The following is a 25,446-nucleotide window of genomic DNA, read 5'->3' as shown; positions in this document are numbered from 1 at the left end:
GATTTCACGCTGCTCGACACGCGAGCAATGCGGCGCTGCGCCTCAACCGGCCTTGAGCGCGACCAGCAGGTTGTCGACGATCTGGCGGCGGCGCGTGTCGAGACGCGCCTCGGTTTCGGCGTCGGGCTGGAAGGCATCGATATCGGCGGCGGTGATGCCGTGCCGGGCCAGCAGGGCTTCGGTGACGATCTGGCGGTCCGCGACGACCCACAGCTCCCGCGCCAGCGCCAGCACCGCCTCGGCCACGTCGTCGATGCGCGCAGGGGGCAGGATCTGGCGCTGGGCGGTAATGTCGCCGCCGGTCCCGGTCGGCGGGGTGAACTCGTCTGTCATGTAGGTTTGCGTCCATAGATGATGTAGGGGTCGCGCCCCGGATTGGGTTGCCAGCCGCGCACGTCGACGAAGCCCGCCGCACGCGCCATCGGCGCCATGTCGAGCCGCGCGGTGGAACGCCAGAACGGTTCCCCGCCCCAGCGTGCCAGCCAGTCGAACCGCCATGCCGCCATCCTGTCGAGGCTCTGGGTCCGCGCGACGTCGGCCATCACCATGTCACCGCCCGGTTCGAGCACGCGGAACGCCTCGGCGAAGATCGCCTCGATCGCCTTCACCGGCATCTCGTGATGGATCGCATAAGCGGTGACGAGGTCGAAGCTGGCATCGGCGAACATCGGCATCGCCTCGCCCACGCCGGTGTGCAGATCCCAGGCCAGGCCCTTCTCGTTGGCGACGCGCTGCGCCTGTTCCAGCATGCGCAGCGACGGGTCAATGCCGGTCAGCCGTGCATCGGGGAACACTTCGGCGATGGCGACCGAATGGTGGCCGGACGACGTCCCGATCTCCAGGATGCGGGCATAGTCCTGACGCGGGAGGCTGCGCAGCACGGCGCGGCGATTGCCGTAGATATCGCCGGGGAAGACTTTGGAGACGTATTTCTTGTGGACCAGCTCACCGTGGATGAAGCCGTTCCACGGCCCCGCATCCCATCCCCCGCGGGTGCGGTGGAACCAGACCTTCGACCAGTAATTCGGCGCGGTGAAGTCATGCCGGGTGATCGTGGTACCGCCTTCGCGCAAGGCTTCGAGCTGCGGGACGAGCGTGTCCTCGATCTCGGAAAAGGCCTGCTCCGCAGCGCGGCCATGCTGCTTGGCGGTCCATTCGCCCAGCAGCGCGCGGGCCTGATAGGCGGGAGAATCGGCCAGCGCGGTGTCGATCGCGCGGTGGCGCTGCTCCATGTCCTCGGGCAGGCCATCGGCGCCCAGGCCCTTCGTGGCCAGTTCGCTCTCCACCTGCTGCTGCAACCGCGAAGCCACCAGCCGGGTGGTGACTTCGAAATCCATCAGCGCGCGGCCGCGCTGGGCGAGGCTGAACTGCATGACCTGGCTTCTCCATCCTGCGTGCTGCCGGTTTCTGGCCGCTTCGTGCCGACGCGGATTGGCACGCGCTAACCGATTGAGCCAGCAAACCGCCTTCGCCTATTCGCAGTGCGACAATCGCTGCGTGAAAGCGTTTGGACCCGCCGCCGGGTGTGACAGCAAGCACGCATCGGATCAACACCGGCAGCACAAGGCCGGGTCAAAAATGCCCGCAAGGGGGGAAGCACTATCATGAAGACATTCTGGATGGCCGGATCGGCCGCCGCTGCCGTTGCCACCGTTCTCGCCGCCGGTTTCGCGGCCCCCGCCATGGCGCAGGAAGCCCCTTCGGCGGAGTCCAGCGGCGGCGACATCGTCGTGACGGCCCGCAAGCGCGAAGAAACGCTGCAGTCGATCCCGGCTGCGGTCGCGGCGGTGACGCAGGACGCGCTGGTCAAGGCCGGCGCGCAGTCGCTCGACGACGTGGTCCGCATGACGCCGGGCGTCACGTTCAACTCGGGCAACGCGGGCGGCCTGGCGGCCCCGGCGATGCGCGGCATCACCAACATCACCTCGACCACGTTCGACAACAACGTCGGCGTCTTCCTCGACGGCGTGTATCTCTCGGCCAAGTCGAACCTCGATATCGACCTGTTCAACCTCGCCCGCGTCGAAGTGATCAAGGGGCCGCAGAGCGCGCTCTACGGCAACAACGCCTTTGCCGGCGCGATCAACTACGTGCTGGACCGCCCTGCCGACCACCTGACCGGCAGGATCAAGGCCTCGGTCGGAACCGACAACATGTATGAGGTAGCCGGAAAGATTTCCGCACCCATCACCGACTCGCTGCGCGTCATGGCCGTGGGCACGTATTCGCACTTCGGCGGCACCATCAAGAATTCGCAAGGCGCGAACCTGGGCGGGTGGGATTACAAGATCTCCGGCTCGGGCATGATCGACTTCGATCCCGGCACCGGCCTGACCGCCAACTTGTTCTACTACCATTACCAGGACAAGCAGGACGGCGGCGCGAACTACATGTTCACCAACGACTGCGGTGGCGCGATCTCGCCGGTGGTCCTGCCCAACCGCGGCGGCAGCGACCAGCGTTACGCCTGCGGCACGCTCAAGGCGCCGGACGAAGTGAACGTCGATCCGGGTTCCTTCTCCAAGCGCAAGACGAACCTCGTCATCGGCCGCATGGGCTACGATTTCGGCCCGGTCGCGCTGCGCTACACCGGTTCCTACGCCAAGTACGATACGTATGCGCTGCAGGACCAGCACCTCAATTCCTACGGCGGCACGCTGACCACCGCGCAGCGCCGCTTCACCCAGCCCTACGTCGGCCCGGTGCGCGAATGGAGCAACGAGCTGCGGCTTGAATCCTACGGCAACAAGGTGCTCGACTGGGCCGTGGGCGGCTACTGGTACGACCGCAAGGCCAACCAGTCGGTCAAGGTCGGCTACGGCTACGACCAGCTGACCCCCTCGCTCAACCTGGTGAACATCGAGAACGCGACGATGAAGTCGGTGTTCGGCCTTGCCAGCTTCAAGATCACCCCGACGCTCAGCATCGAGGCGCAGGGCCGCTGGACCTGGGAAGACAAGGACGGCACGTACACCAACCTGCTGACCAATGCCGTGCTCTCGCCCAGCCAGGACTTTTCCTACGGCACCTACCGCGTGACCGGCAACTGGGAATGGAGCGGCGACAAGATGCTCTACGCGGTCGTCGCCAGCGGCACCAAGTCGGGCGGCTTCAACAACACCGCCGTCGTTTCGGAGCAGTCCTACGGCCCTGAAAAGAACACCAGCTTCGAGATCGGCAGCAAGAATTCGTTCCTGAACGGACGCGTCACCATCAACGTCGCGGCCTATTATATCGACTGGAACGACGTGCAGATCTCCGTCCCCTCGGCGATCAGCGGCCAGACCAACCCGGTCACCAACGCCGGTTCCGCGACGGTCAAGGGCTTCGAGTTCTCCACCGCGCTGCGCCCGGCGCCGGATTGGGAAGTCTCGTTCGGCTACAACTACAACGATTCGACCTGGGATGACGGCACCGTCGATTACAGCTCCTCGCGCAATTGCCTGACGGCGGCGGCCTGCGGGCTGACGGCGTCAGGCACCGGCATCGACGTCAGCGGCTTCGCCATTCCGCGCATCTCCAAGCACCAGATCGCGGCGGCAAGCACTTACACGATCCCGCTGGCGACCTCGGAGCTGTACCTGCACGGCGACATGTCGTTCCGTTCGGAACAATCGAACTCGTCGATCGGCATCCAGAACCTGCCCGCGCAGACTTTCGTGAACGCGCGCATCGGCTGGAAGAAGGACGGCTACGAATTGTCGATCTTCGCCAAGAACCTGTTCGACAAGCGCTATATCATCTCGTCGATCACCGAGCCGGAGTTCTACCCTTCGACCACGTTCACCACCGGCTTCCTCGGCAATGGCCGGGTGCTGGGCGCCACTTTCGAAGCGGCATTCTGATGGCATGGCGGGGTATCGCGGGCGCGCTGGCAACGGCGCTGGCGCTTTGCCTCGCCGCACCGGTTTCGGCAGCGTCTGGACCAGCGGGCAATCCCCGCGCCGATGCCGGGCCGGCCCCCGACTATGCCCGGGATGAAAGCTGGGCGCTGCACGACACCGCGCGAAATCCGCGCGGTGTCGACGTGTTCTACATCCACCCTACGACGTTCATATCGCAGGACTGGAACCAGCGGATGGACAATGCCGAAACGCGCGCCTGGACGCTCCAGAGCGTCGCCGAGCGGCAGGTCAGCGCCTTTGCCGCCTGCTGCCGCCGCTTCATGCCGTTCTACCGGCAGGCATCCAGCCACGCCTTCGTCGAACGCGGCGGGCGCGGGGCGGCAGCCTACGATATCGCCTATGAAGACGTCGTGCGCGCGTTCCACGCCTACCTCGCACAGAGCCACGGCCGCCCGTTCATCATCGCCGGGCACAGCCAGGGCGCGCTGCTGGGCTTCTGGCTGCTGCAGCGCGAAATCGCCGGGACGCCGCTCGCGGCAAGGCTGGTCGCGGCCTATCTGCCCGGCATCGGCATCCCCCAAGGGGCGCTGCCCGCGGACGTCGGGCCGTGCCTGACACCCGCGCAGACGCGCTGCCTCGTCTCGTGGAACGGTTTCACTGCCAGTGCCGACGCTGCCGCCTGGACGCAGCGCTCGGTCGCCGACTATGCCGCGCCGGGGCGCGATCCGGCGATCCTGTGCGTCAACCCGATCACCTTCGACGCCGCCCGCCCCGCCGCTTCGGCCGCCGAGGGCAAGGGCATGCTGCCGGTCGCGCTCAAGGGCAGGTCGCTCCTCCCGATGGTTCCGCACCCCGCCGATGCCGCATGCCAGGACGGCGTGCTGCGCGTCACCCCCGCCGCCGGAGTGGAGGCGCCGCCGCTTCCCAATGGCGCGCTGCACATGCACGACATCGCCCTGTTCTGGGCCGACATTTCCGCCAACGCCGCATTGCGCGCCCGTAGCTGGCGCAAGGAGCACCGATGACTTTTGATCGCCGCACCCTGATCGCCGCAGCCATGGCTTCCGGCGCTGCCCTGCCGGTCCTTGCCGGAACCGCGCGCGCTGCCGCAAGCGCGTCCCCCGCCCCCTCGGCTCAGCCCGCCGGCCCTTGGACCGAGCACGGCTTCGTGCCTCGCGCCGGGGGCCGCCTCGCCTGGCATGCGCTGGGACCGAAGGACGGCGAAGTCGTCGTCCTCCTTCACAAGCTGGGCGGCTGGGCGGCGGACTGGCGCGGCGTCGCCCCGCTGCTGGGCGAGAAGCGGCGCGTCATCGCCTTCGACCTGCCGGGCCACGGCGATTCGGCGATGCTGGGCCTGCCGCCTTACGTGCAGACGGTGCCCGAAACCGCGACGATGCTGCTCGCCGCGCTCGACGAGCTGGGCATCGAACGCGCCAGCTTCGCGGGCAATTCGCTGGGCGGTGTGGTGTCCACCGAGATCGCCGCGCTCTGGCCGCAGCGGGTGGACAAGCTGGTGCTTGCCAGCGTGAGCCTGTTCGAAGGCTATGGCCGCGCCGGGCTGGCCGCAGCGGACGCGAAGCGCGACCCCAAGGTCTACGACGCCGAATGGCGCCCGGTCCCGCGCGCAACGGCCAACGGGGCGGCGATAACCGGCGGCGCGGCGGGCTTCGGCACGCTGGTGCCTGCGGTGGAAATCGAACAGGATGCCAGCCGCGCCGTCGCCGACCGCTGGGTCCGCCCCAGCGAGCGCGGCGTTGGCCTGCTCAACACGCAGGCGGCGCTCGCCCGCACCATCGCCCCGCTGCTGTTCGTCTATGGCGACCGGGGCCACTACGTGAAGTACGTCGAGACCGGCAAGGCGATGCGCCACGATGCCGAGATCGTGCAACTGGCCGAGACCGGCTCGTTCGTCCATCAGGAACGCCCGGTCGAAGTCGCCGCCGCGATGCGCAAGTTCCTCGACGCGAAATGAGCTTTGCGGGGCGCCGTTATCCCACCACGCGGATGACGAAACGCCCCGCCCGCGCCCGCAGCGGCGCAAGCGCGGCGTAGTCCGGCGAGGCGATATAGGCGCGCGCGGCTTCGGCATCCGCGAAGCCCAGCGCCACGACGACCTCGCCCGTCGCCGCCCCCTCGGCGGAACCGCCTTCGAGCACCTCGCGCACCGTGCCGCGCACCAGCATGTCGCCGCCCAGTTTCGCGTTCACGCGCGCCACGGCGGCGCGATAGTCGGCGAACGCGGCAGCGTCGCTCACGGTGACGGTGGTGAGGATGAAGGCGCCGTGCATGCTGATCTCCTGTCTCTGAAGGCCAGCGCCTAGCACCGCGCAAATCCCTTCGCCCCGCCCTGCCGCAAGCGCTCCTCGCGGTGCGAGAACTCCGGCTTCGCACATGCCGGACGCCCCCTCCCCCCGTGATAGTCCCCCGTGACAGACCAAGGCCATCAACCCCGGGGGAGCAACGCCGATGATGCAGGAAGCCGAGACGATCTACAGCGAAGTGCCCGCGAGCATACCGGGCTGGATCGCCTCGCTGCGCTTGCAGCAGACGATCGCCAACCGCGACGTCGAGGCCGCCACGCGCGATGTCGTCCACCCCGCCGACGGCGAAGTCGTCGCCCGGTGCCCCGAGGCCACGGTCGCGGATGTCGATGCTGCGGTAGAGGCCGCGCAGGCCGCCTTCCCCGGCTGGGCCGTGCTCGGCTGGAGCGCCCGGCGCGAACGGCTGGAGGCCTTCGCCGATGCCATCGAGCGCAACCGCAAGGCGCTCGCCTTCATCGTCGCCGCCGAGACCGGGCGCCCGCTGCGCCGCGCCTGGCGCGAGGTGTTCTTCTCGATCGGCTTCGTGCGTTCGATCGCCGCGCAGCAATTGCCCGAGACGGTCTACGACCGCGAAGGCATCCGCGCCCGTCTGGTCCACCGCCCGCTCGGCGTCGTCGGCGCGATCGCCCCGTGGAACGCGCCGGTGATCCTCGCCGTCGCCAAGATCGCCAACGCATTGCTGGCGGGCGATACCATCATCCTGCGCCCGGCCCCGCAGACCCCGCTCTCGGCGCTGTTCATGGGGCAACTGGCGCGCGAGGTGTTCCCGGCGGGCGTCTACAACACGATCACCGGCGACGCCTCGGTCGGCGCGGCGATGGCCGCGCATCCCGGTATCGCCAAGATTTCCTTCACCGGATCGACCGGCACCGGCCGCCTGATCGCCGCCGCCGCCGCGCCCACGCTCAAGAAGCTGACGCTGGAACTGGGCGGCAACGACGCCGCGATCGTGCTGGACGATGCCGACCCCGCCGCCGTCGCCGCCTGCGCCTATGCGATCTCGCTGGAAAACGCCGGGCAGTTCTGCGCCGCGATCAAGCGCCTCTACGTCCACGAAAAGCTCTACGGCGCGGTGCGCGACCGGCTGCTGATGCTGATGGAGAACGCCACCGCCGGTTCGCCGTTCGATGCCGCGACGATGATGGCCCCGCTCCAAAGCCAGGCCCAGCTCGACCGCGTGCAGGGCTTCGCGCAGGACGCGGCGGCGCGCGGCTGCACCGTGCACCAGCGCCCCTTCGCCGCCGGAACGCCCGGCTTCTTCATGGCCCCCGCGCTGGTCGAAGGGGCTGCCGCCGGGATGCCGATCGTCGACGAGGAGCAGTTCGGCCCGGTCCTGCCGATCATGCCCTTCAGCGACGAGGAAGAGGTGCTCGCGCTTGCCAACGCCGGTGAATACGGCCTCGGCGGCTCGGTCTGGAGCACCGACGTCGAGCGCGCGCTGGCGCTTGCGGAACGGCTGGAAAGCGGCTCGGCATGGGTCAACCAGCACGGTGCCTACGACGCGACGCTGCCGCTGCCCTTCGCCAAGCAGTCCGGCCTCGGCATGGATTATGCGCACTTCGGCGTGCTCGAACATGCCCGCGCGATGCTGATCAATGCGCGCGTGTGAAACGCCTTCTGGAAAAGGCTCGAATGCGCATTTTCGAACGGCACCGGCCCACGCCCCCACCCGGCCTCCCATCGAGGATACACTAGTGGGAGGCCGGGTGGGGGCGTGGGCCGGTGCCGCGAAATCCGCCTACGGCGGATTCCCACACAAACCTCGTTTTCGCCTGTCGATCAGCCGGGGTTTCAATCCTCGCAAGCCGTCCGCCGAGGCCATAGCCCCGATGCGGGACCAGCACGTCTCTCCAAGGAATATCCGATGACCCAGCAAGCGCCGCCGCGCGGCCCCGACAACCTTGGCTTCCGCCGCATCTTCGGCGTTCTCGGCCCCTCGACCAACACCGTGGTCCAGCCGGATTTCGACGCCATGCGGCCTTACGGCGTGACCAACCACTACAGCCGCATCGTCGTCGACGACGCGCAGGCGGTGTCCGACGAGACATTCATGGCCGGGACCATGGAGATCGACAAGAACACCGCCGCCGCCGTCGCCGGGGTGATGACCTGCCGCCCGGACTATCTCGTCATGGGCATGTCCGCCGTCACCTTCTACGGCGGCGCCGAGGGCGGGCGCAAATGGCGCGAGAAGATCGAGGCGCTGGCGGGCGTCGGCGTCTCCACCGGCGCCGAGGCGGTCGCCGCCGCGCTGGGCGCCTACGGCAACATCCGCCGCGTCGCGGTGATCTCGCCCTACTGGCCGAGCGCCAATGCCCAGGTGAAGACCTACCTGTCCGACCACGGCTACGAGGTCGTGCGCGACCTGCCGCTGCAGTGCCGGTCGTGGACCCAGATCGCGCAAGTGCCCGAAGCGCGGCTGCGCGAAGGCTTTCAATACCTCGAAGGCGACGACGTCGAGGCGATCGTCCAGGTCGGCACCAATCTTTCGACCGTGGCCTTCGCCGCCGCCGCCGAACTGTGGCTGGGCAAGCCGGTGATCGCGATCAACACCGCCACGTACTGGCACGCCCTGCGCGCCAACGGGATCGCCGACCGCATGCCCGGTTTCGGCCGCCTGCTCACCGATTTCTGACCTCTTTCCCTTTTCCTCGCGACAGGACACTCATGACCACCACCCGCAGAACCCAGGTCGTCGTCGCCGGCGGCGGCCCCGTCGGCGCCGTTGCCGCCGCCTACCTCGCCCGCCACGGCATCGACGTGCTGCTCGCCGAAGCCGGCGCCGACTGCGCGCAGGACTTGCGCGCCAGCACCTTCCACCCGCCGACGCTGGAAATGCTCGACGCACTGGACGTCACCCCGGCGCTGATCGAAAAGGGCCTGAAGGCGCCCGTCTACCACTGGCGCGACCGCCGCAGCGGCGAGATCCTGGCCTTCGACCTGACCGAGATATCGGACGTCACCCGTTATCCGTTCCGCATCCAGTGCGAACAGTACCACCTCGCCCGGATGCTGACCGAAAGGCTGGAGACGCTCGACCGCGCCGAAGTCCTGTTCAACCACCGCGTCGTCCACTTCACGCAGGACGAGGCGGGCGTCGAGGTCCATCTCGAAAGCCCCTACGGCATCGAGACGGTCAGGGCCGACTACCTGATCGGCGCCGACGGTGCGTCCTCGATCGTGCGCAAGTGGCTGGGCACCGAATTCGACGGCTTCACCTACCCGGAACGCTTCCTGACGCTGAGCACCACCTGGCCGATCGAGCAGGCCATGCCCGGCCTCGCCCACGTCAACTACGTGTCCGACCCGGACGAGTGGATGGTGCTGCTGCGCGTGCCCTCGGTGTGGCGCGTGCTGGTCCCGGCGCATGACGAGGACGAGACATTCCTGCGCTCCGACGCCAAGAAGAACGCCGTGTTCGACGGCATCATGGGCGACGGTGCCGCGGTGGAAACGCAGCACCGCACGATCTACCGCGTCCACCAGCGCGTGGCGAAGCAGTTCCGCCAGGGCCGCGTGCTGCTGGTGGGCGATGCCGCGCACCTCAACAACCCGCTCGGCGGCTTTGGCATGAACAGCGGCATCCACGATGCCTTCAACGCCTGCAGCAAGCTGGTGGAGATCATCAAGGGCGGCGCCAGCGCCGATCTGCTCGACCTCTACGACCGCCAGCGCCGCCAGGTGACCTTCGACTTCACCCAGCGCCAGACCATGGAGAACATGGAAGCGATGCGCGCCGGACAGGGCGAAACGCATGCGAAGCGCGAAGCCGCGATGCGCGCCCTGCTCGCCGACGACGACAAGCGCCGCGCCTACCTGCTACGCCAGGCGATGTTCGAGAGCCTCGAACAGGCCGCCGCGATCGGGTGAGGGTATGCGTGTTCTTCCGTCACCCTCGCATCGGGTGTGGCGGAAGAAGGCGGCGCGCGGGTTCTGGAGGCTTCGACAAGCTCAGCCTGAGCGGATTTGGGCGGCCTCTTCCCAACGTCCGCTCACCCTGAGCTTGTCGAAGGGTCGCGCGCAGGCCCCGCGCGCACTCACCGATACGCCGAAAGGATATCCCTCGGCGGCTGCTCGGCCCTCCGTTCGGCGATCTTCTCGGGCGTCAGCCATGTCAGGATCGCGCCGTTGTCCTGCCCTGATTCCAGCGCCTCGCGGATCCAGACGGCAAGCGTCTCGGGATGGTCGCCGATGAGGTTCACCACCGCCTCGCGCGCGGCGCGCTGACTGTCGGGCACGCGGGCGTGTTCGCGGAAGAAGCCTTCGGTCATCACCAGTCCGGGGCTGAAGCCGCCGATGCGATAAGGCTGCCCTTCCGCTTCCGCCGCGAGGGCGCGGGTCATGAACGTCAGGGCGGCCTTGCTGGTGGCATAGCCGTTCATGCCCGGCACCGGCTGGCCGTCCGCGCCTGCCCCCAGCATGTTCCAGACTTCCCCGCCGCCCTGCGCCGTCATCCCGGCGATGGCGACGCGGCAGGCGGTCATCGTGCCGACGAGGTTGACCGCGACCATCCGCGCGAATTCGTCCCCGCCCATGCCCGCCAGCGGCCGCCCGGTCAGCGCGAGACCGGCATTGTTGATCCACCAGTCGACGCGGCCCGCCTCGGCGATCACGCGGTCCCACAACGCCTGCACCTGCGCTTCGTCGGTGACATCGCAGGCGATCATGCGCACGCCGTCGAAGTCGGGCGCCTCGCGCATCGCGCAGCCGAAGACGGTATGGCCCGCCGCCCCAAGATCACGCGCGATGGCGCGGCCGAGACCCTGCCCCGCGCCGGTAACGACCGCGACGCGGCCGGTGCTGGTGCTCATGCTGCTTGTGTCCTTCAGTGGTACGCCCAGCCGCGATAGCTCTCGCCGGCGCGGCGGGTGGGCAGGAAGCGGTCGAGGTCGGCCTCGCGGGTGATCGCCGCCAGCGCGGCGTCGGCCTCGCGGATCACTTCCTCCTCATCCCAGCGGGTCGAACGGCCATCCTCGATCAGCCTTTCGCCCGCGACGAAGACCGAGTGGACCTGCGAGCCCTTGCCGCCCCAGACGAGCGCGCCGAGGAGCCGGCTGTCGTCCCAGGTGGGCGCGATCTCGGCGCGGGCGACGTCGATCAGGACCAGGTCCGCCGCCTTGCCCGCCTCCAGCGCGCCGCAGGTGTTCTCCAGCAGCAGCGAACGGGCGCCGCCCAGCGTCGCCATCTCGATGCAGCGCTCGGCATTGAGCCACAGCGCCGCCTCGGGCCGCTCGCCCCCGGCGGCGAGGCGCGCCTTGACCGCAAGGTTCTGGCCGAAGATCGCATGGCGCATGTTCTCGAACGGATCCTGGCTATCGCTGACCAGCGGCGCGTCGGTGCCGAGGCCCGGCAGCATTCCGGCGGCGAGGAAGTCATGCACCGGCACCCCCTGCCCGTCGAAGAAACGCAGCGTCGGCACCAGCGCCAGCCGCGCGTCGTGCTGCGCCAGCAGGGCATATTCGTGGCGCTGCAGGTTGACGCCCTTGCCCGCGTAGATCGCCCCGTGATCGAGCAGGCCATGGGCGCGGTAGTAGTCCGCCTGGCCGCCCTCGAACCCCCGCGCCTTCAGCATGGCACCGCGGCTGTTGTCGGTCATGTCGACCCCGAACGGCAGGCCCAGCGCCAGCGTGCCTTCGTGGATGCGGCGCATGTCCTCTGGATCGGCGCGGAAGCTGTAGTTCACGAAGCTTCCCGCGACGGTCAGGCGGTCGCTTGAGAAGGCGCGCAGGCGCTCCAGTTCGGCCAGCCCTGCATCGACGCTCTCGCGGCCTTCCTCGGGTACGCGGTCATCGACGATGCAGCGGCACAGGAAGCCGCGCATGCCGCTGTCGGCAAGGGCCTGCCAGCTGCCGTCCACCGAGTCCTTGCGGGCATTGGTGAAGTGCTCGTCATGGGTGGCGGTATAGCCCGCTTTCAGCATCTCCAGCGCGTGGAGGCGGACGATCGCATATGTCCGTTCGGCGTCCATGCGCCCGGCGGCCGCGAACAGTTGTTCCAGCAATCGGCGCACGGCGGCAGGGATGTCCAGAACCGGCCAGCGATCATCGTTATAGCCGCGAAAGGCGTTCTGGATCAGGTGGTTGTGGCCATTGGCGAAGCCCGGCATCGCCACCATGCCGCGCGCGTCGATCACCGCGCGCGCGGGCGGCAGGCCATCGGCCATCGACCCGACCGCCGTGATCCGCCCCCCGGCGAAAGCCACGAAGCCGCGCGTGAAGACCCGCCGCCCGGCATCGAGCGTGACGACGTAGGCGTCGCGGATCAGGGTGTCCGCGATCGCCTCGGCCGGGTGGTTCACGCCGCCCCCTGTCCGTTTTCGGCTTGCGCGAACTTGCTCTCGTCCAGATCGTAGAAGCACAGCGCGACGATGCTGAGGACGAGGAAGCCGAAGGGGATGAACGAGGCCAGCCAGTAGATCGCCTCGATCGCCGAGGCGGGCTGCACGCCGTGGGCGGCGTTCTGGATGTAGCCGGTCTTGCCCAGGATGATCCCGGTCAGCGCCGCGCCCAGCGCATAGGCCAGCTTCTCGATCAGGGTGTAGACGGCCGAGAGCATGCCTTCGCGGCGCATGCCGGTGCGGCGATAGTCCCACTCCATCGTATCGGGCAGCAGCGACTGGCCGAACAGCAGCACCGCGCCGCCCATCGCCCCCAGCGCCACCGCGCGGCCATAGACGGCGACCAGCGGCTCGTCGGCGCTTACGAAGTACCAGCTGACGTAGATCGCGCCGTAGAGCAGCGTGCCCGCCATGTAGATCAGCCGCTTGCCGCGCATGCGGGCGAGACGGACCCAGATCGGCTGCACGCAGATCATCACGCCGTAGAAGATCAGGAAGTAGATGCCCATGCGCGCATCGCCCAGCTTGAGCACGCGCTGGAACAGGAACGGCATCGCCGCCTGCGTCACCGCCAGCGCCATGAGCTGCAGCAGCTTGACCACCAGCAGCACCACGAAGGGCTTGTTGCCCGCCAGCGAGCGCGCCTTCTCGGCCCAGGTCGCCTTGACGGCAGGCTGGTAGTGGAACGGCGCGTCGCGGGTGCCGCGAAAGCATGCAAAGCCCGCCGCCAGCACGACGACCGCCAGGAATACCGACAGCGCGGTGTGACCGGCCCGCCCGCCGCCCGCGAACGTCATGATCTGCGGGCCGATGAAGACCGCCAGCAGCGAGGCGACCGCAACCGCCGAGACGCGGAACGAGATCAGCCGCGAGCGTTCATGCAGCGAGGAGGTCATCTCCGCCGGCATCGCCATGTACGGCACCGAGAAAGACGCATAGCCGGTCGCGTAGACGATCAGCGACAGCACCAGGAACCCGATCGAGAGCGCCCCGCCCCCGCCCGGCACATTGAACAGCATGAGTGCCGCAACCGCCAGCAGCACGCTACCCGCCAGGAGGAACGGACGGCGCCGCCCCATGCTGGACCGGGTGCGATCGCTGGCCGCGCCGATGAGCGGATCGATTACCGCATCGTAGAGCTTGGAGGCGGCGATGAGGCCGCCCGCCAGAACCGCGCTGATGCCGGCGTAATCGACGACATAGCGCAGCAGCAGTACGTTGACCGAATTGAACAGCGCGGCCACCGCCACGGTGCCGAGGCCCCAGGCGAGGCAGGTTTGCAGCGGCAGGGTGCCTTGGGTGGCGGCGGCGGGAGGTGGTGTCCCGGCGGTGTCAGCGGTCATGGCCGTCATGGAGTTCCTGCAGGTTTCAGTTGGTCGGCGCGGGCGCTTTGAGCCCGGCACGATCGAGGATTTCCGGGACCGAGCGGCGCACTGCCGCGATCGGTGCGCCCGCGACGAGGCGGGCGAACCGCTCGCGCTCGGCGGTGATCTGCGCGGCGAGATCGCCCGAGGGGACGAACTCGTCCAGATCCTCACGCGTGACCGAGCCCTTGGTTTCCAGAAGGTATTCGGTGACGATCTGGCGATCGCGCATGATCCACACCTCGGACGCCAGCGCCATCAGCATGCGCGCGACGTCGGTGACGCTTTCGGAGCCGAGGTAGTCGGTGCCGGTGGGCTCGGAAACGGTATGTTCCATTTATGCGGCCTCCGCCGGGCTAAGGGTTTCGGGCTTCATCGCGCGCGTGACCCAGGGATACTGGTCCTGCCCGATGGCGTAGGATTCGACGTTCACGAAGCCCGCTTCCTCCAGCATCGCATCGAGGCTGTCGTGCAGCACGGCGGAGAAGAACGGCTCCTCGCGGTGATCGGTGTCCCAGTCGAGGATGACGGCATGGAACATAGAGACGGCGCGGAACGGCGGCGGGTCGGAGATGACGATGTCCGCGCCCGGCTTCATGATGCGGAACAGTTCGCGGAACATCTCGCGGTTGGCCTTGGGCGGCAGTTCGTGATGCAGCGCGTAAGTGATGACGCCGTCGAAGCTTTCGTCGGCCTCGCCGGTGTCGTGCGCGGCGTCGGCCAGCTTGAGGTGGACCGGGAAGCCGAAGCGCGAGGCCATCTTCTGGCCGTTCTTCAGCAGCAGCGGCGACAAGTCCGAACCGTGCAGTTCGGCGTCCGGGAAGACCGAGTTCACCGCCTTCAGCGTCGAGACGCCGCCGCAGCCCGGCTCGTAGATCCGGCCGTAGCTGGCCTTGGGGAACTGGCGGATGGTCTTCGCCCGCTGCTGGGTGATGTCGTCGCCCACGCCGACCGCCGCATAGCCGCCGTGGCTGAACACGTAAGGCCCCACGCCATAGGCGAACAGCGCGCCGTAGAGGTCGTAGCCGTCCCAGCCGCCCGGCTCCAGATGCCATTCGACGCGGTCGTAGTACTTGGGGACGGAGACTTCCTTGCTGAGGTCGAGCGTGCCCATCAGCTCGGTCTCGCCCTGCGCGGCGTTGAACGCCTCGAACTTCGCGCGGCGCTCCTCGATCGCGGGGATGCCGCGATTGAAGTTCTCCTCGGCCACCCAGCGCTGGATGAAGCGTTCGAGGCGGTAGACGTTGTCGCTTTCGCACACCGCGCGCGCGGCCTTGATGCGATCGCGCGCGCTCCCACCCGGGGTAGCCGCTTCATGCTCCGCCGACAGCGCCTTGCCGCGCTTGTCGGCGGCGAAGTTCTCCGCCGCGATCGGGCGCAGCACGCCCGAGGAGAACTTCTGCACCGCGCCGAGCAGCTGCATGCCCGCGCGCCCGCGCTGGGACAGCGCGAAAGTGGGCACGGTGCCCGCCTTCAGCGTCGTATCGTCGAGGTTGGTGAGGAATGTCATGGGACTTGCTCCTTTGCGACGCTCAGAACCGGGCCGAGAGATCGACGCCGATGGTGCGACGCTCGCCCGGGTAGATGCGGGTATAGCTTACGCCCGAAGTCGGCGCACCGTCCGCAGTGGAGGCCACCACCGTCGCGCGTGCGACATATTCGGTCTGGAACAGGTTCTTGGCCCAGACCGAGACTTCATAGTTGCCGAACTTCAGGCCCGCGCGGGCGTTGACCAGCGAGATCGCGCCCTGATCCTGCAGGTTGAGGCTATCCGAATACTTGCCCGACTGCCAGCTCCAGTCGGCGCGGACATAGCCGTCGAGGCCCTCGACGATGTCGGGCACGGTCCAGCTACCGCCGATCGCGAACTGCTTCTCCGAAGTGCGGGCGATCTGGTTGCCGCCGACCGAGGAAGTGCAGGTGCTGTTGATCGCGGTCGAGCCGACGATCTCGCCGCAGATGTACGAGACCTCGCCGTCGACGACGTTGTCCTTGTACTTGGGATCGAGCAGCGCGCCGTTGGCGGTCAGCTGGATGTTCGGCGTGAGGTTCCAGGCGATCGCGCCCTCGATGCCCTTGATGTCCGCATCGCCGTTGTTGCCGACCAGCGACAGCGTCGAGAACGGGAGCTGCACCTGCGCCTGCATGTCGCGCCAGTCGATGTAGAAGGCGTCGGCGCTGACCGACAGCGCGCCGCCCAGCATGGTCGCCTTGACGCCGGCCTCGTAAGTCCAGTTGGTCTCCGCGCCGTAGCTGAAGTAGTCGGTGCCGGCGCCGTTGGAGTTGAACCCGCCGGTCTTCACGCCGCGCGCGGCGGTGGCGTAGATCAGCAGGTCGCGGTTGGGCTTCCAGTTGGCCGAGAAGCGCGGGGTCAGGTACTTGAAGGTCTGGTTGCCGGCGGCGCCGTTGGCCGAGCCGTTGCCGACGAAGTCCTGATCGTCGATCGTATAGCGCATTTCCGCCTGGAGGTTGAACTGGTCGCTCAGTTCATAGCCCAGCATGCCGTAGATCGCCTGGCCCTTGGTCTTCATCTCGCCGCCGCGGCTGGAATAGACCGGCGGGGTCGTCGTGCCCGGCTCGACGCCGCGCGTCTGGAAGCTCAGCGTCAGCACGTCCGACACCAGCGAGCTGTAGTAGTTCAGCCCGACCATCCACGACAGGCGGCTGCCCTCCTTCGAGGAGAAGCGCAAGTCGTAGTTCCAGTCGGTGCTCTTGTCGGTGGAGGCATTGGTGAACAGCTGGCGCGACAGGGTGCCGAACAGCGTCTGGTTGATCGCGTCGGGGTTGCCGGTGGTGTCGACCAGCAGGCCGTACTGGGCGGTGGTGTAGCTGACCAGCGCGGTCACATCCATCACTTCGCCGGTGTAGGACAGCTTGCCGTAGTAGATCTCGTTGTGGCCGGTGAGGCCGTAGCCGGTCTTGTCGTCGAGGGTGTAGGTGCCGGGCACCTTGAGGGTGCCGCAGTAATAGGTGTTGAGCGTGCCCGCCGCATTGGTCGCGCCGCAATTGTTCTGGCTGGTCGGCACCGAGAAGAGCGCGGGCTGGTCGTTCTTGGTCTGCGAGCGCACGCCGAACAGGTCCAGCGTCAGGTTGTCGGTGATCTCGGCCTTCAGCGCCGCGCCGGCGCTCCAGCGGTCCTCCCAGCCGTCGAGGTACTTGCCGCTGGTGTCGTTCTTGATGGTACCGTCGAATTCCGACCAGCCGCCGAACACGCGCACCGCGACGCCCTTGGCGAGCGGGATGTTGATCGAGGCCTTGCCTTCGTGGCGGTCATAGTTGCCGATGGTGGCGGTGGCATGGCCAGACCACCGCGTCGGATCGGGCTGCTCGGTCACGTAGTTGATGGCGCCGGCGAAAGTATTGCGGCCGTAGAGCGCGCTCTGCGGGCCCTTGACCACCTCGATGCTGCCGAGGCCGAGCTGGTCGAACGCCAGCGCCGAGCGGTTGTTGAGGTAGACACCGTCGATGAACACGCCGACATTGCCCTGCGCGCCGGTCTGGTCGATCTGCGCGACGCCGCGCAGCACCGGGGCGGCATAGGCGCCGTTGACGTCCTGGAAGGTGAGGCCGGCGGTCGAGGTCGCCAGATCCTTCAGCGAGGAGATGCTCTTTTCCTGCAGTTCCTGCGAGGAGAAGGCGGTGATCGCCAGCGGTACGTCCTGCAGGCGCTCCTGGCGCTTGCGGGTGGTGACCAGGATCACGTTCTCCTCGGCGGCGGCGGCGGAAGGCGCGGTATCCTGCGCGGCGGCGGGGACGGCGCTGGCCGCGATGGCGACGGCGCCGCACAGGAGAGCGGTGCGCAAGGCGCCGGCACGGATTGCATTCACGTTGGTCATACAAGCCCTCATCGTTCGTCGTGTGTCAGACGATGCCCGCAGCCACGGACACCTCCCTGGGATTCGTTGATCCCGCGTTTTATTGTCATGGGGCGGGGCCCGCAGTCCCCGCCGGTAGTCTTCAGGCGTCGTTTGGTCAGGCGTCGGGCACGTAGGCGATCAGGTCGAGCAGGGCGTTGGCACCCGGCACCACCAGCGGACCGCCGATCTTCATGGTCGTCGATGCGGGCTTCACACCCGGGAAGTGCGATGCCCATTCCTCGATCGAGTCGGCGAAATGGTTGCCCTCGTCATGGAAGCAGGCCCGGCGCACGACGTTCTCGAGCTTGGTGCCGCCCGCCTCGCAGATGGCCGCGACGTTCCCCAGCATGTAGCGCATCTGGTTCTTGCCCGGCAGGCCGTACCACGGGAAGTTCTCATGCCGCAGCATGCCCGCGGCAAGCACGCCCCGGGAATCGCAGGCCATCTGCTGCGACAGGAACAGGAAGTTGCCGACCTTGACCGCCTGCGGTTCGTGGCTCCACGGCTCGGGCGCGTCGGAGGTCTCGATGCGCTCGATCTTGAGCGTGGCGTCGTCGGCCAGCAGCGTCAGCGCGATCTCGATGCGGCTGCCGCGCGTGCCAAGGCCCATGTAGGGTATGACGCAGCGCGCGGGCGGATTGTCCTTGAACCAGCGCTTCCACGCCGCGTCCATGCCCGCATAGTCGGACGGGTCGCCGATGTAGACGTCGGCCTTGACCACGTTCTTCAGCGAGCCGCCCGCCGCCTCGGCGATGCGCTCCAGCTTGGAGAGGGTGTAGTCGGTCTGCGCCTCGATGTCGGAGCCGTACCAGACGTGCGGGTTGGTGCGGGCCTCGCGCGCCAGCGCGCCGGGGGCGCCCATGCTGCGGTGCTCGCCGTAGTCGCCCTGCCAGTCGGTGGGCACTTCGCCGGCCAGGAAGATCCAGTCGCCCCTGCGCAGCGCCGGGGAGTAACCGGCCAGCGGCGCGGGCACGCCCTCGGGCGCGGCGAAGCCCTTGGCCTCGCTGCCGTCGACGATGGCGATCACGTCGATCTCGATGCGCGCGTCGCGCACCGGCAGCGCGCGGATGCTGACGGCGGTGGACGCCGGGCGCGGCTCGAAGATGTAGTCGTTGCGCACGTCGAGGTACGGCGTGATGCGCAGCCCCTCGGGATAGCAGTCACCCTTGGCGAAATCCGGCATCGTCGGGGTTTCCCAGGGCAGCCACTGCCAGATGCGCGCGACGTCCTTCGACAGGTCGGCGCCGCCGGCGGCCAGCGTGCGCTTGAGCGTCTCCATCACGAAGCGCGACTGCAGCGCCTGGTCGGATTCGAGGTTGGGGTTCACCGGCTTCGCCTCGGGCGCGATGCCGGTCTTGAAATCGCTGGCGAGCTGGCCGGAAACGAAGATCCAGTCCGCTGCCTTCACCGCCGGGGAATAGGGCATCAGCGGCTGGGGAATATCGGGCCAGATCGCCTGCGGCGCCTTGGGATCGGTCATGGTGGTGGGTGCCCCTCGAAAGTGTGGTTCAGGTATCTCTTGGTGTCGCTAGGTGCCGGTGAGTGCCGCTGGGTGCCGGCCCGCTCAGGTCAGGCCGCCATCGATCACCAGCGTGCGCCCGGTGATCCAGCTGGCCTCCGGCGAGGCGAGAAACGCCACGGCCCCGGCGATATCCATCGGTTCGCCGATGCGCCCCAGCGGGGTCTGCCCGCCGATCGCGGCTTCCGTCGCATCGTCGATCCACGCCGTCATCGCGGTGCGCGTGGCGCCCGGCGCCACGGCGTTGACGCGAATGCCGCGTGCGCCCAGCTCCTTCGCGAACCCTTGCGTCAGGCTGGCGACGGCGGCCTTGGCGGCGCAGTAGAGCGTCATCCCCGGCAGCGGCGAGAAAGCGATGTTGGAGCTGACGTTCACCACCGCCGCGCCCGCCGCCATGTGCGGCAGGCAGGCCTGCGTGACGAGCACCACCGACTTGACGTTGACCGCCAGTTCGCGGTCGATCATCCCCGCGTCCATCCCGCCGACCGGCGCCGACGTGCAGATGCCCGCGTTGTTGACGAGCACGGCCACGCCGCCGAAGCGTGCGGTCGCCTCGGCCACCATGGCCTCCACCGCCGCCGGATCGGTGACGTCGGCGGCCAGCGCCAGCGCCTGTCCGCCGCCCGCCTCGATCTCCTCCGCCAGCGCCTGCGCCGCAGCAAGGTTGCCGTTGGCATGGACGACCACGGCATGGCCCCCCGCCGCAAGCGAACGGGCGATGGCGCTGCCGATGCCGCCGGAACCACCGGTGACGATCGCCGCACCGCGAGAAGTCGCAGAATAAGAGGCCGAAATTGAGGTCTCAGACGTCATCCGAATTCCCCGCTCATTTGATCTTTTGATATAGCTATAATACATATCCGGGACCGTCCAGATCGCAAGTGTCGCCTGACGGTCCCGCAGGCCCCTTCGCTGCCGCACCGCCATCATAAAATTGAGGGAAAAACCTTGGAAAACAGCGATTTCAGACATGTTCCCGGCGATCGTGCGACTATCCGCACAGCGAATAACGGCGCACTTCGCACCTTCGTGATCGCCCTCGCCTGCGGGCTGCTGGCGGCGAATCTCTACTATGCGCAGCCCCTCATCGCGGCGATCGGCGCGGACCTGAAGGTCGCCGATGCCACCCTGGGCCTGATCGTGACGGTGACGCAGATCGGCTACTGCCTGGGGCTGCTGTTCGTCGTGCCCCTCGCCGACCGGCTGGAGAACCGGGCGCTGGTCTGCGGCATGGTCGCCGTGGCGGCAGTGGCGATGGCCTGCGCCGGGCTGGCGCGGGAGGTGGAGCCGTTCTTCGTGGCGGTGACAGTAGCGGGACTGTCCTCGGTCGGCGCGCAGATCCTCGTGCCGATGGCAGCGCATCTCGCGCCCGAGGGACGGCAGGGGCGCGTGATCGGCACCGTCATGGCGGGCCTGCTGACCGGCATCATGCTGGCTCGCCCGGCATCGAGCGCGCTGGCCGGGCTGGGCGACTGGCGGCTGGCCTTCCTGATCCCGGCGGCACTGCTGGCGGTGCTGGCGGTAGCGCTGTGGCTCCTGCTGCCGCGCCATCGCGGCGCCGGGACGGGCAGCTACGGCGCCATCCTCGCCTCGATGCTGGAGCTGTTTCGCGCCGAGCCGCTGCTGCGCCGCCGCGCCTTCTATCAGGCTTGCCTGTTCTGCGCCTTCAACCTGTTCTGGACCGCAGCGCCGCTGCTGCTGCAGCGCCGCTTCGGCCTCAGCCACGAGGGAATCGCGCTGTTCGCTCTGGCCGGAGCGGGCGGCGCGCTGGCCGCTCCGATCGCCGGGCGCATGGCGGATCGCGGGCTGATCGGGCGCGGCACCGTGATCGCGATGGGCGCGGTGGGGATCAGCTTCGCGCTGACCGTCCCGGCCCTGGCGCTGGGCTCGGTTCTGGCGATCGCCGTCCTCGCGATCGGGCTGGACGCCGGGACGCAGGGCAATCAGGTGCTGAGCCAGAACGTCGTCTATGGCCTGCGCCCCCATGCGCGCGGACGCATCAATGCGCTTTACATGTCGCTGATGTTCTCCGGCGGCGCGGTGGGCTCGGCCATGGCGCCGCTGCTGTTCGTGCGCGGCGGCTGGCCAGCCTGTGTCGCTGCCGGGACCGCGCTGGCACTGATCGCACTGATCGCCTTCGCCGCCGAACGCCGGGGATGAAAAAGAAGCCGTCCGCGTCTGGGCGCGGACGGCTTTCGAGGTCGTCAGGGCGGTGTTCCAACCTCCCTGGTGAGGTACTCGTCGAAACTCTTCAGCGCGCGTTCGGCCGGTCGGGGCGCACCCGGGCCATGCCGCCCAGCACCTTCCAGGTGCCGTCCTGCAAGGTCCAGGTATGGGTCACCTCGAAGTGCTCGTCGGCGGGGGTGCCGTCGGCCAGCATGGTGCGGTGGGTCTTGTAGTAGATCACCGCCGTATCGCCGTTGAGCGCGAGGTCGAGGAAGGTCATCTCCAGATGCTCCTTCGTCTTGCCCTGCATCGCCGCGCCGGTGGCCTTGAGCCCGTCATTGCCCTTGGGCACTTCGTTGAACGGCGGCCAGGCCTTGTAGTCGCTCGCCGTGTTGGCGAGGTACATCGACAGATCGCCCCGGCTGCGTCCGGCGTAGATCGCCAGTTCCTTGGTCCAGATCGCCTGCCTCGCGGCTTCCCAGCGTGCGTCGTGCGTCTCGGCATGGGCGGCCGAAGCGGTGGCGAGAGCTGCGGCCATCATGATCGCGAGCGCCTTCACGCGCCTTCTGCCGGCAGGCTGGCAGCGAGTTCACCCGCCGTCGCGAAGACGGTGCCGGGCTGCGCGGACAGCCATTCGAGCAGCCCCTCGAACGCGCCCATGCGGAACGGCAGGCCCATCACGTAAGGCGTCAGGTGCAGCGGCAGGACGCGCGGCGCGCCCTCACCCGCGAGCCAGTTGAAGGCGTCCTTCATCTGCTCGACATAGCTTTCGGCGGAGTGCTGCTGCACCACGATCACCTGCCGGTCGGACAGTTCGTGGTTGTAGGGCACCGCCACCAGCGGCCCGGCCTTGGTGCTCTGGACATAAGGCAGATCGTCGTTGACCCAGTCGAGACAGTAATCGAAGCCTTCCTCGACCAGCAGGCGCGGGGTGTTCCAGCTCTGCTGCCGCGCCAGCGACATCCAGCCTTTCGGCGCGGCGCCGATCGCGGCGGCAAGGGTATCGCGCGCGGCGACGATCATCGCGCGCTCCTTGTCCTCGGGCACGGTGCTGTCGATCGTCGCGTCCATGTCAGTGGCGTGAGCGACGATCTCGTGGCCGGCGGCAAGGATATCGGCGATGATCGAGGGATAGCGCTCGGCGATTACCGCGTTGACCGCGATCGTCGCCTTCGCACCCACTTTCGCGAAGGCATCGAGCAGGCGATAGAAGCCCACCCGCGTGCCGTATTCGCGCGCGGTGTAGTGGCGGAAATCCGGGTAGGCCGTCTGCATGTGACCGGGCGCCCTGAACGGCGCCTCACCGGGAACGATGGGAAACCATTCGAGGCTGACCAGCGGCGCCACCGCCATCGTCGCTCCGCCCGGCAAGGCCAGCGGCGGACGCTCTGCGATGTTCGACCAGGGGTAGAGATCGTGATCCATGCCCTGACGGCGCATCGGATATTCGAGATAGCCGGGATCGAGGCTCATGCCGCGCTCTCCTTTGCGTAATTTGCGCAGTCGGCCTCGGCCGCCTCGTAGCCGCCGGCGCTCAGGAAGTGGTCGGCGATGTCGCCGCTGCGGGTGATCCACGCGCGGCCGTCCGCCGCGATGTGGCGCAGCACTTCCTCGAAGGGACCGATGCGGTGTGGCTGGCCGATCAGGTAGGCGTGCAGCGGAATACACATCACCGTGCCGCCCTCTTCCGCCAGCCGCTCGTACTGGCGGATCAGCGTGTCGGCGTATTCACGCGGGCTCATGTTGTAGACGAAGAAGCCGTAGTGGTCGTTGACCTCGAGGCTGTAGGGCATCGATATCAGCTTGCCGCTCTTCACGTTCACCGGGTTCGGGCGATCGTCATGATACAGGTCGCAGGTATAGCTCAGGCCATATTCGGCGATCAGGTCGAGCGTGCGCGGCGTATGCGTCAGTGCCGGGGCGAGCCAGCCCTTGATCGTCTGCCCGGTGGCATCGCGCACCGTGCGAAGCGAATCCTCGATGATCGCGCGCTCCTGCGCCTCGTCCATGCCGTAGGAATAGCGGGTGTTGTAGATGCCGTGGCTGAAGAATTCCCAGCCGCGCGCGTTCGCATCCGCCACGATCTCGGGCATGTGCTGGCACATCGACACCGAAAGGCTGACCGAGCCGGGGAAGCCGTGTTTGCTCATCACCTCGGCCATGCGCCAGTGGGCGACGCGGTTGCCGTAGTCGCGGTGGCCATAGCCGACGACATCGGGATGGACGCGCGGCCACGAGGAGCGGTGCGGGTTCTTCGGCGGGTCGATCTCGTAGAATTCGAGGTTCGGGGAGACCCAGACGGCCACTTTCTTACCGTCCGGCCATTCGATCGCCGGACGGTGGCGCCAGGGGCGGAAGCCGTAGAGGCCGGGGTCGCGTTCGCCTTCGCGCATTACCGGGCTCCGAACCAGTCGACCACGTCCTGCACCGGCACGACATCGGCGTACTTCAGTTGCAGGTCGGTGAGGTTGGCGAAGTGGTAGCTCTCGTGCTTGTCCGCGCAGGTCTCGATCGGAACGATGGTGCGATAGCCGCGGCTCAGGCTCTCGACCGCCGTGGCGCGGATGCAGCCCGAGGTGGAACCGCCGGTGAGCACCACGGTATCGACCTTGTGCCACACCAGCAGGCTCTGCAGCGGCGTTTCGAAGAACGCGCTGGGCATGCGCTTGGTGTAGATCGCGTCCACGCTCTCGTCGATTGCGCAGCGTTCGTCGAAGGCGTGGCGGTCGCTGTCATACTTGATGTTCTGGAGCGAGTCGGGCGTATCCGTGCGCGTGCCCCAGACGCCCGCGTCGGCGGCGCTGTCCATGTAGGCCACATGCGTCCAGATCACCGGCATGCCTGCCTCGCGCGCCAGCTTCGAGATCGTGTTGGTATGCTCGATCTGGCGCGGGTCGGTCTCGTACGCGGTCTTGTAGCGGTCGATGCGGGTATAGGCGTTCTGGAAGTCGATGTTGACGATCGCCACCTTCTCGCCGAAGCCGAACTTGGCGCGGGCGGGGTTCGCCATCACGTCCTCGAAGAGCTGGCGCGCGGTCTTGTCCTCGCGCACCATGCGGGTGCCGATAATCGTCATGCGAACGTCCTCACGTTTTCGGATGAAGTGGAAGCAGGCGACCAGCCTTTCGGCAGGCCCGCGTCGGGAATGAAGCCGTAGAGCGGTTCGCCCGGCAGCGCGGCGGCGACGACGCGGCGCGATTCCTGAAGCCGCTCGATGTCGATGCCGGTGCGGCAGCCCATCGCCTCCAGCATGAAAACGAGGTCTTCGGTGACGATGTTGCCGCTCGCGCCCGGCGCGAAGGGACAGCCGCCAAGGCCGCCGATCGAGGCGTCGAAGGTGGTGATCCCCGCCTCCAGCCCGGCCAGCACGTTGGCAAGGCCCAGGCCGCGCGTGTTGTGCAGGTGCAGGCCGGTGACCGCATGGTCGCCCACTTCGCCGCGCACCAGCTTCACCAGCCGCGTGACTTCGCCCGGCGTCGCATAGCCGGTGGTGTCCGACAGGCCGACTTCGTCGCAGCCCGCCTCCATCAGCGCGGCGGCGCAGCGCAGCACCGTGGCGTCGGGGATCGATCCTTCGAGCGTGCAGCCGAACACGGTGGACAGGCTGCCCTCGAAATGCGGTCGGCGATCTTCGGGCAGTTCGGCGAGCATCGCGGTGATCGCGCGCACTTCCTCCAGCACCTGCTCATGCGTCTTGCGCAGATTGGCGAGGCTGTGCGTCTCGGAGACGGAGAGCGGCAGCGTCAGCTTGTGCGCGCCGGCCGCGATCGCATCGGCGGCGCCGCGCCGGTTGGGCACCAGCACCGCCACCGTCACCCCTTCGTGGCGGCGCGTATGCGCGACGATCTCTGCGGTGTCGGCGAGTTGCGGGATCAGCTTGGCGGGCACGAACGAGCCGACCTCGATCTCCTTCACCCCGGCGGCGACCAGTTCGTCGATCCAGACCTTCTTGGCCTCGGTCGGCATGACCCGCTTGACGTTCTGGAGCCCGTCGCGCGGCCCCACTTCGCTGACCAGAATGTCCATCGGACCCGTGA

General features: G+C 68.0%; 23 protein-coding genes. 7 read left to right on the top strand and 16 right to left on the bottom strand.

The genetic code is table 11. The annotated features are described in order from the left end of the window. Window positions 1-42 precede the first annotated feature (42 nt). Together V2S85_RS20330 and V2S85_RS20325 are read right to left on the bottom strand one after the other, a co-directional pair. Window positions 43-333 (bottom strand): hypothetical protein, encoded by a 291-nt coding sequence (locus tag V2S85_RS20330; RefSeq protein ID WP_330704643.1) that lies wholly within the window; start codon window positions 331-333, stop codon window positions 43-45. Next, window positions 330-1,373: a class I SAM-dependent methyltransferase gene (locus V2S85_RS20325; protein ID WP_330704642.1), complete on the bottom strand. Its 1,044-nt coding sequence runs from the start codon at window positions 1,371-1,373 to the stop codon at window positions 330-332. The genes V2S85_RS20330 and V2S85_RS20325 overlap by 4 nt, the downstream gene beginning before the upstream one ends. A gap of 231 nt (window positions 1,374-1,604) precedes the next feature. Between V2S85_RS20325 and V2S85_RS20320 the strand changes: the two genes are divergently transcribed. From V2S85_RS20320 to V2S85_RS20310, 3 genes are read left to right on the top strand one after another with little or no spacing between them, the layout of a single operon-like run. Further along, window positions 1,605-3,845, top strand: coding sequence for a TonB-dependent receptor (locus V2S85_RS20320; RefSeq protein WP_330704641.1), 2,241 nt, complete (start codon window positions 1,605-1,607; stop codon window positions 3,843-3,845). Next, window positions 3,845-4,870, top strand: a complete 1,026-nt coding sequence (locus V2S85_RS20315; protein ID WP_330704640.1) for a DUF3089 domain-containing protein — start codon at window positions 3,845-3,847, stop codon at window positions 4,868-4,870. The genes V2S85_RS20320 and V2S85_RS20315 overlap by 1 nt, the downstream gene beginning before the upstream one ends. After that, window positions 4,867-5,817, top strand: coding sequence for an alpha/beta hydrolase (locus V2S85_RS20310; RefSeq protein ID WP_330704639.1), 951 nt, complete (start codon window positions 4,867-4,869; stop codon window positions 5,815-5,817). The genes V2S85_RS20315 and V2S85_RS20310 overlap by 4 nt, the downstream gene beginning before the upstream one ends. 16 nt (window positions 5,818-5,833) lie before the next feature. Here V2S85_RS20310 and V2S85_RS20305 read toward each other — a convergent pair whose 3' ends face one another. Then, window positions 5,834-6,133, bottom strand: a complete 300-nt coding sequence (locus tag V2S85_RS20305; RefSeq protein WP_330704638.1) for a DUF1330 domain-containing protein — start codon at window positions 6,131-6,133, stop codon at window positions 5,834-5,836. Window positions 6,134-6,311: 178 nt separating this feature from the next. Between V2S85_RS20305 and V2S85_RS20300 the strand changes: the two genes are divergently transcribed. From V2S85_RS20300 to V2S85_RS20290, 3 genes are all read left to right on the top strand, one after another. Beyond that, the gene (locus V2S85_RS20300; protein ID WP_330704637.1) at window positions 6,312-7,775 is read left to right on the top strand and encodes an aldehyde dehydrogenase family protein; all 1,464 of its coding nucleotides are present in this window, start codon (window positions 6,312-6,314) and stop codon (window positions 7,773-7,775) included. Window positions 7,776-8,030: 255 nt separating this feature from the next. Beyond that, a complete protein-coding gene (locus V2S85_RS20295) occupies window positions 8,031-8,801 on the top strand; it encodes an arylmalonate decarboxylase (protein WP_330704636.1) in 771 nt (256 codons plus the stop codon). A gap of 32 nt (window positions 8,802-8,833) precedes the next feature. Continuing rightward, window positions 8,834-10,036, top strand: a complete 1,203-nt coding sequence (locus V2S85_RS20290; RefSeq protein WP_330704635.1) for an FAD-dependent oxidoreductase — start codon at window positions 8,834-8,836, stop codon at window positions 10,034-10,036. Window positions 10,037-10,203: 167 nt separating this feature from the next. Here V2S85_RS20290 and V2S85_RS20285 read toward each other — a convergent pair whose 3' ends face one another. The 8 genes from V2S85_RS20285 to V2S85_RS20250 form a co-directional block, all read right to left on the bottom strand. Continuing rightward, the gene (locus V2S85_RS20285) at window positions 10,204-10,977 is read right to left on the bottom strand and encodes an SDR family oxidoreductase (protein WP_330704634.1); all 774 of its coding nucleotides are present in this window, start codon (window positions 10,975-10,977) and stop codon (window positions 10,204-10,206) included. 14 nt (window positions 10,978-10,991) lie between these two features. After that, window positions 10,992-12,464: an amidohydrolase family protein gene (locus tag V2S85_RS20280; RefSeq protein ID WP_330704633.1), complete on the bottom strand. Its 1,473-nt coding sequence runs from the start codon at window positions 12,462-12,464 to the stop codon at window positions 10,992-10,994. Beyond that, window positions 12,461-13,846: an MFS transporter gene (locus V2S85_RS20275; RefSeq protein WP_330704632.1), complete on the bottom strand. Its 1,386-nt coding sequence runs from the start codon at window positions 13,844-13,846 to the stop codon at window positions 12,461-12,463. The genes V2S85_RS20280 and V2S85_RS20275 overlap by 4 nt, the downstream gene beginning before the upstream one ends. 25 nt (window positions 13,847-13,871) lie before the next feature. Continuing rightward, window positions 13,872-14,204, bottom strand: coding sequence for a hypothetical protein (locus V2S85_RS20270; RefSeq protein WP_330704631.1), 333 nt, complete (start codon window positions 14,202-14,204; stop codon window positions 13,872-13,874). Then, complete coding sequence (locus tag V2S85_RS20265) at window positions 14,205-15,377, bottom strand: class I SAM-dependent methyltransferase (RefSeq protein ID WP_330704630.1); 1,173 nt, start codon at window positions 15,375-15,377, stop codon at window positions 14,205-14,207. Window positions 15,378-15,399: 22 nt separating this feature from the next. Beyond that, complete coding sequence (locus V2S85_RS20260) at window positions 15,400-17,703, bottom strand: TonB-dependent receptor (RefSeq protein ID WP_330704629.1); 2,304 nt, start codon at window positions 17,701-17,703, stop codon at window positions 15,400-15,402. 136 nt (window positions 17,704-17,839) lie between these two features. Further along, the gene (locus tag V2S85_RS20255; RefSeq protein WP_330704628.1) at window positions 17,840-19,204 is read right to left on the bottom strand and encodes a RidA family protein; all 1,365 of its coding nucleotides are present in this window, start codon (window positions 19,202-19,204) and stop codon (window positions 17,840-17,842) included. An 84-nt stretch (window positions 19,205-19,288) separates the two neighbouring features. Beyond that, entirely contained in the window at window positions 19,289-20,056 is a 768-nt protein-coding gene (locus V2S85_RS20250) for a glucose 1-dehydrogenase (RefSeq protein ID WP_330704627.1), read from the bottom strand. A 216-nt stretch (window positions 20,057-20,272) separates the two neighbouring features. Between V2S85_RS20250 and V2S85_RS20245 the strand changes: the two genes are divergently transcribed. Beyond that, complete coding sequence (locus V2S85_RS20245) at window positions 20,273-21,403, top strand: MFS transporter (protein ID WP_330704626.1); 1,131 nt, start codon at window positions 20,273-20,275, stop codon at window positions 21,401-21,403. A gap of 91 nt (window positions 21,404-21,494) precedes the next feature. On the opposite strand, the gene V2S85_RS20240 is transcribed toward V2S85_RS20245, so the two are convergent. From V2S85_RS20240 to V2S85_RS20220, 5 genes are read right to left on the bottom strand one after another with little or no spacing between them, the layout of a single operon-like run. Continuing rightward, the gene (locus tag V2S85_RS20240) at window positions 21,495-21,950 is read right to left on the bottom strand and encodes a nuclear transport factor 2 family protein (RefSeq protein ID WP_330704625.1); all 456 of its coding nucleotides are present in this window, start codon (window positions 21,948-21,950) and stop codon (window positions 21,495-21,497) included. A gap of 14 nt (window positions 21,951-21,964) precedes the next feature. Continuing rightward, window positions 21,965-22,882 (bottom strand): polysaccharide deacetylase family protein, encoded by a 918-nt coding sequence (locus V2S85_RS20235; protein ID WP_330704624.1) that lies wholly within the window; start codon window positions 22,880-22,882, stop codon window positions 21,965-21,967. After that, complete coding sequence (locus V2S85_RS20230) at window positions 22,879-23,802, bottom strand: polysaccharide deacetylase family protein (RefSeq protein ID WP_330704623.1); 924 nt, start codon at window positions 23,800-23,802, stop codon at window positions 22,879-22,881. The genes V2S85_RS20235 and V2S85_RS20230 overlap by 4 nt, the downstream gene beginning before the upstream one ends. Next, window positions 23,802-24,485, bottom strand: coding sequence for an isochorismatase family protein (locus tag V2S85_RS20225; protein WP_330704622.1), 684 nt, complete (start codon window positions 24,483-24,485; stop codon window positions 23,802-23,804). Before V2S85_RS20225 ends, V2S85_RS20230 begins: the two co-directional genes overlap by 1 nt. Then, complete coding sequence (locus V2S85_RS20220; protein ID WP_330704621.1) at window positions 24,482-25,435, bottom strand: hydroxymethylglutaryl-CoA lyase; 954 nt, start codon at window positions 25,433-25,435, stop codon at window positions 24,482-24,484. Before V2S85_RS20220 ends, V2S85_RS20225 begins: the two co-directional genes overlap by 4 nt. Window positions 25,436-25,446 lie beyond the last annotated feature (11 nt).

Source organism: Novosphingobium resinovorum, from assembly GCF_036352595.1.
Taxonomy (GTDB): Bacteria; Pseudomonadota; Alphaproteobacteria; order Sphingomonadales; family Sphingomonadaceae; genus Novosphingobium; species Novosphingobium resinovorum_B.
The sequence above is the reverse complement of the archived record's forward strand: the minus strand, read 5'-3'. Positions and strand labels throughout refer to the sequence as shown.

What these genes read in the sequence shown, in the direction of transcription:
- V2S85_RS20330 (WP_330704643.1), bottom strand. Translation starts at nt 333, where the DNA reads ATGACAGACGAGTTCACCCCGCCGACCGGGACCGGCGGCGACATTACC.
- V2S85_RS20325 (WP_330704642.1), bottom strand. Translation starts at nt 1,373, where the DNA reads ATGCAGTTCAGCCTCGCCCAGCGCGGCCGCGCGCTGATGGATTTCGAA.
- V2S85_RS20320 (WP_330704641.1), top strand. Translation starts at nt 1,605, where the DNA reads ATGAAGACATTCTGGATGGCCGGATCGGCCGCCGCTGCCGTTGCCACC.
- V2S85_RS20315 (WP_330704640.1), top strand. Translation starts at nt 3,845, where the DNA reads ATGGCATGGCGGGGTATCGCGGGCGCGCTGGCAACGGCGCTGGCGCTT.
- V2S85_RS20310 (WP_330704639.1), top strand. Translation starts at nt 4,867, where the DNA reads ATGACTTTTGATCGCCGCACCCTGATCGCCGCAGCCATGGCTTCCGGC.
- V2S85_RS20305 (WP_330704638.1), bottom strand. Translation starts at nt 6,133, where the DNA reads ATGCACGGCGCCTTCATCCTCACCACCGTCACCGTGAGCGACGCTGCC.
- V2S85_RS20300 (WP_330704637.1), top strand. Translation starts at nt 6,312, where the DNA reads ATGATGCAGGAAGCCGAGACGATCTACAGCGAAGTGCCCGCGAGCATA.
- V2S85_RS20295 (WP_330704636.1), top strand. Translation starts at nt 8,031, where the DNA reads ATGACCCAGCAAGCGCCGCCGCGCGGCCCCGACAACCTTGGCTTCCGC.
- V2S85_RS20290 (WP_330704635.1), top strand. Translation starts at nt 8,834, where the DNA reads ATGACCACCACCCGCAGAACCCAGGTCGTCGTCGCCGGCGGCGGCCCC.
- V2S85_RS20285 (WP_330704634.1), bottom strand. Translation starts at nt 10,977, where the DNA reads ATGAGCACCAGCACCGGCCGCGTCGCGGTCGTTACCGGCGCGGGGCAG.
- V2S85_RS20275 (WP_330704632.1), bottom strand. Translation starts at nt 13,846, where the DNA reads ATGACCGCTGACACCGCCGGGACACCACCTCCCGCCGCCGCCACCCAA.
- V2S85_RS20270 (WP_330704631.1), bottom strand. Translation starts at nt 14,204, where the DNA reads ATGGAACATACCGTTTCCGAGCCCACCGGCACCGACTACCTCGGCTCC.
- V2S85_RS20265 (WP_330704630.1), bottom strand. Translation starts at nt 15,377, where the DNA reads ATGACATTCCTCACCAACCTCGACGATACGACGCTGAAGGCGGGCACC.
- V2S85_RS20260 (WP_330704629.1), bottom strand. Translation starts at nt 17,703, where the DNA reads ATGACCAACGTGAATGCAATCCGTGCCGGCGCCTTGCGCACCGCTCTC.
- V2S85_RS20255 (WP_330704628.1), bottom strand. Translation starts at nt 19,204, where the DNA reads ATGACCGATCCCAAGGCGCCGCAGGCGATCTGGCCCGATATTCCCCAG.
- V2S85_RS20250 (WP_330704627.1), bottom strand. Translation starts at nt 20,056, where the DNA reads ATGACGTCTGAGACCTCAATTTCGGCCTCTTATTCTGCGACTTCTCGC.
- V2S85_RS20240 (WP_330704625.1), bottom strand. Translation starts at nt 21,950, where the DNA reads ATGATGGCCGCAGCTCTCGCCACCGCTTCGGCCGCCCATGCCGAGACG.
- V2S85_RS20235 (WP_330704624.1), bottom strand. Translation starts at nt 22,882, where the DNA reads ATGAGCCTCGATCCCGGCTATCTCGAATATCCGATGCGCCGTCAGGGC.
- V2S85_RS20230 (WP_330704623.1), bottom strand. Translation starts at nt 23,802, where the DNA reads ATGCGCGAAGGCGAACGCGACCCCGGCCTCTACGGCTTCCGCCCCTGG.
- V2S85_RS20225 (WP_330704622.1), bottom strand. Translation starts at nt 24,485, where the DNA reads ATGACGATTATCGGCACCCGCATGGTGCGCGAGGACAAGACCGCGCGC.
- V2S85_RS20220 (WP_330704621.1), bottom strand. Translation starts at nt 25,435, where the DNA reads ATGGACATTCTGGTCAGCGAAGTGGGGCCGCGCGACGGGCTCCAGAAC.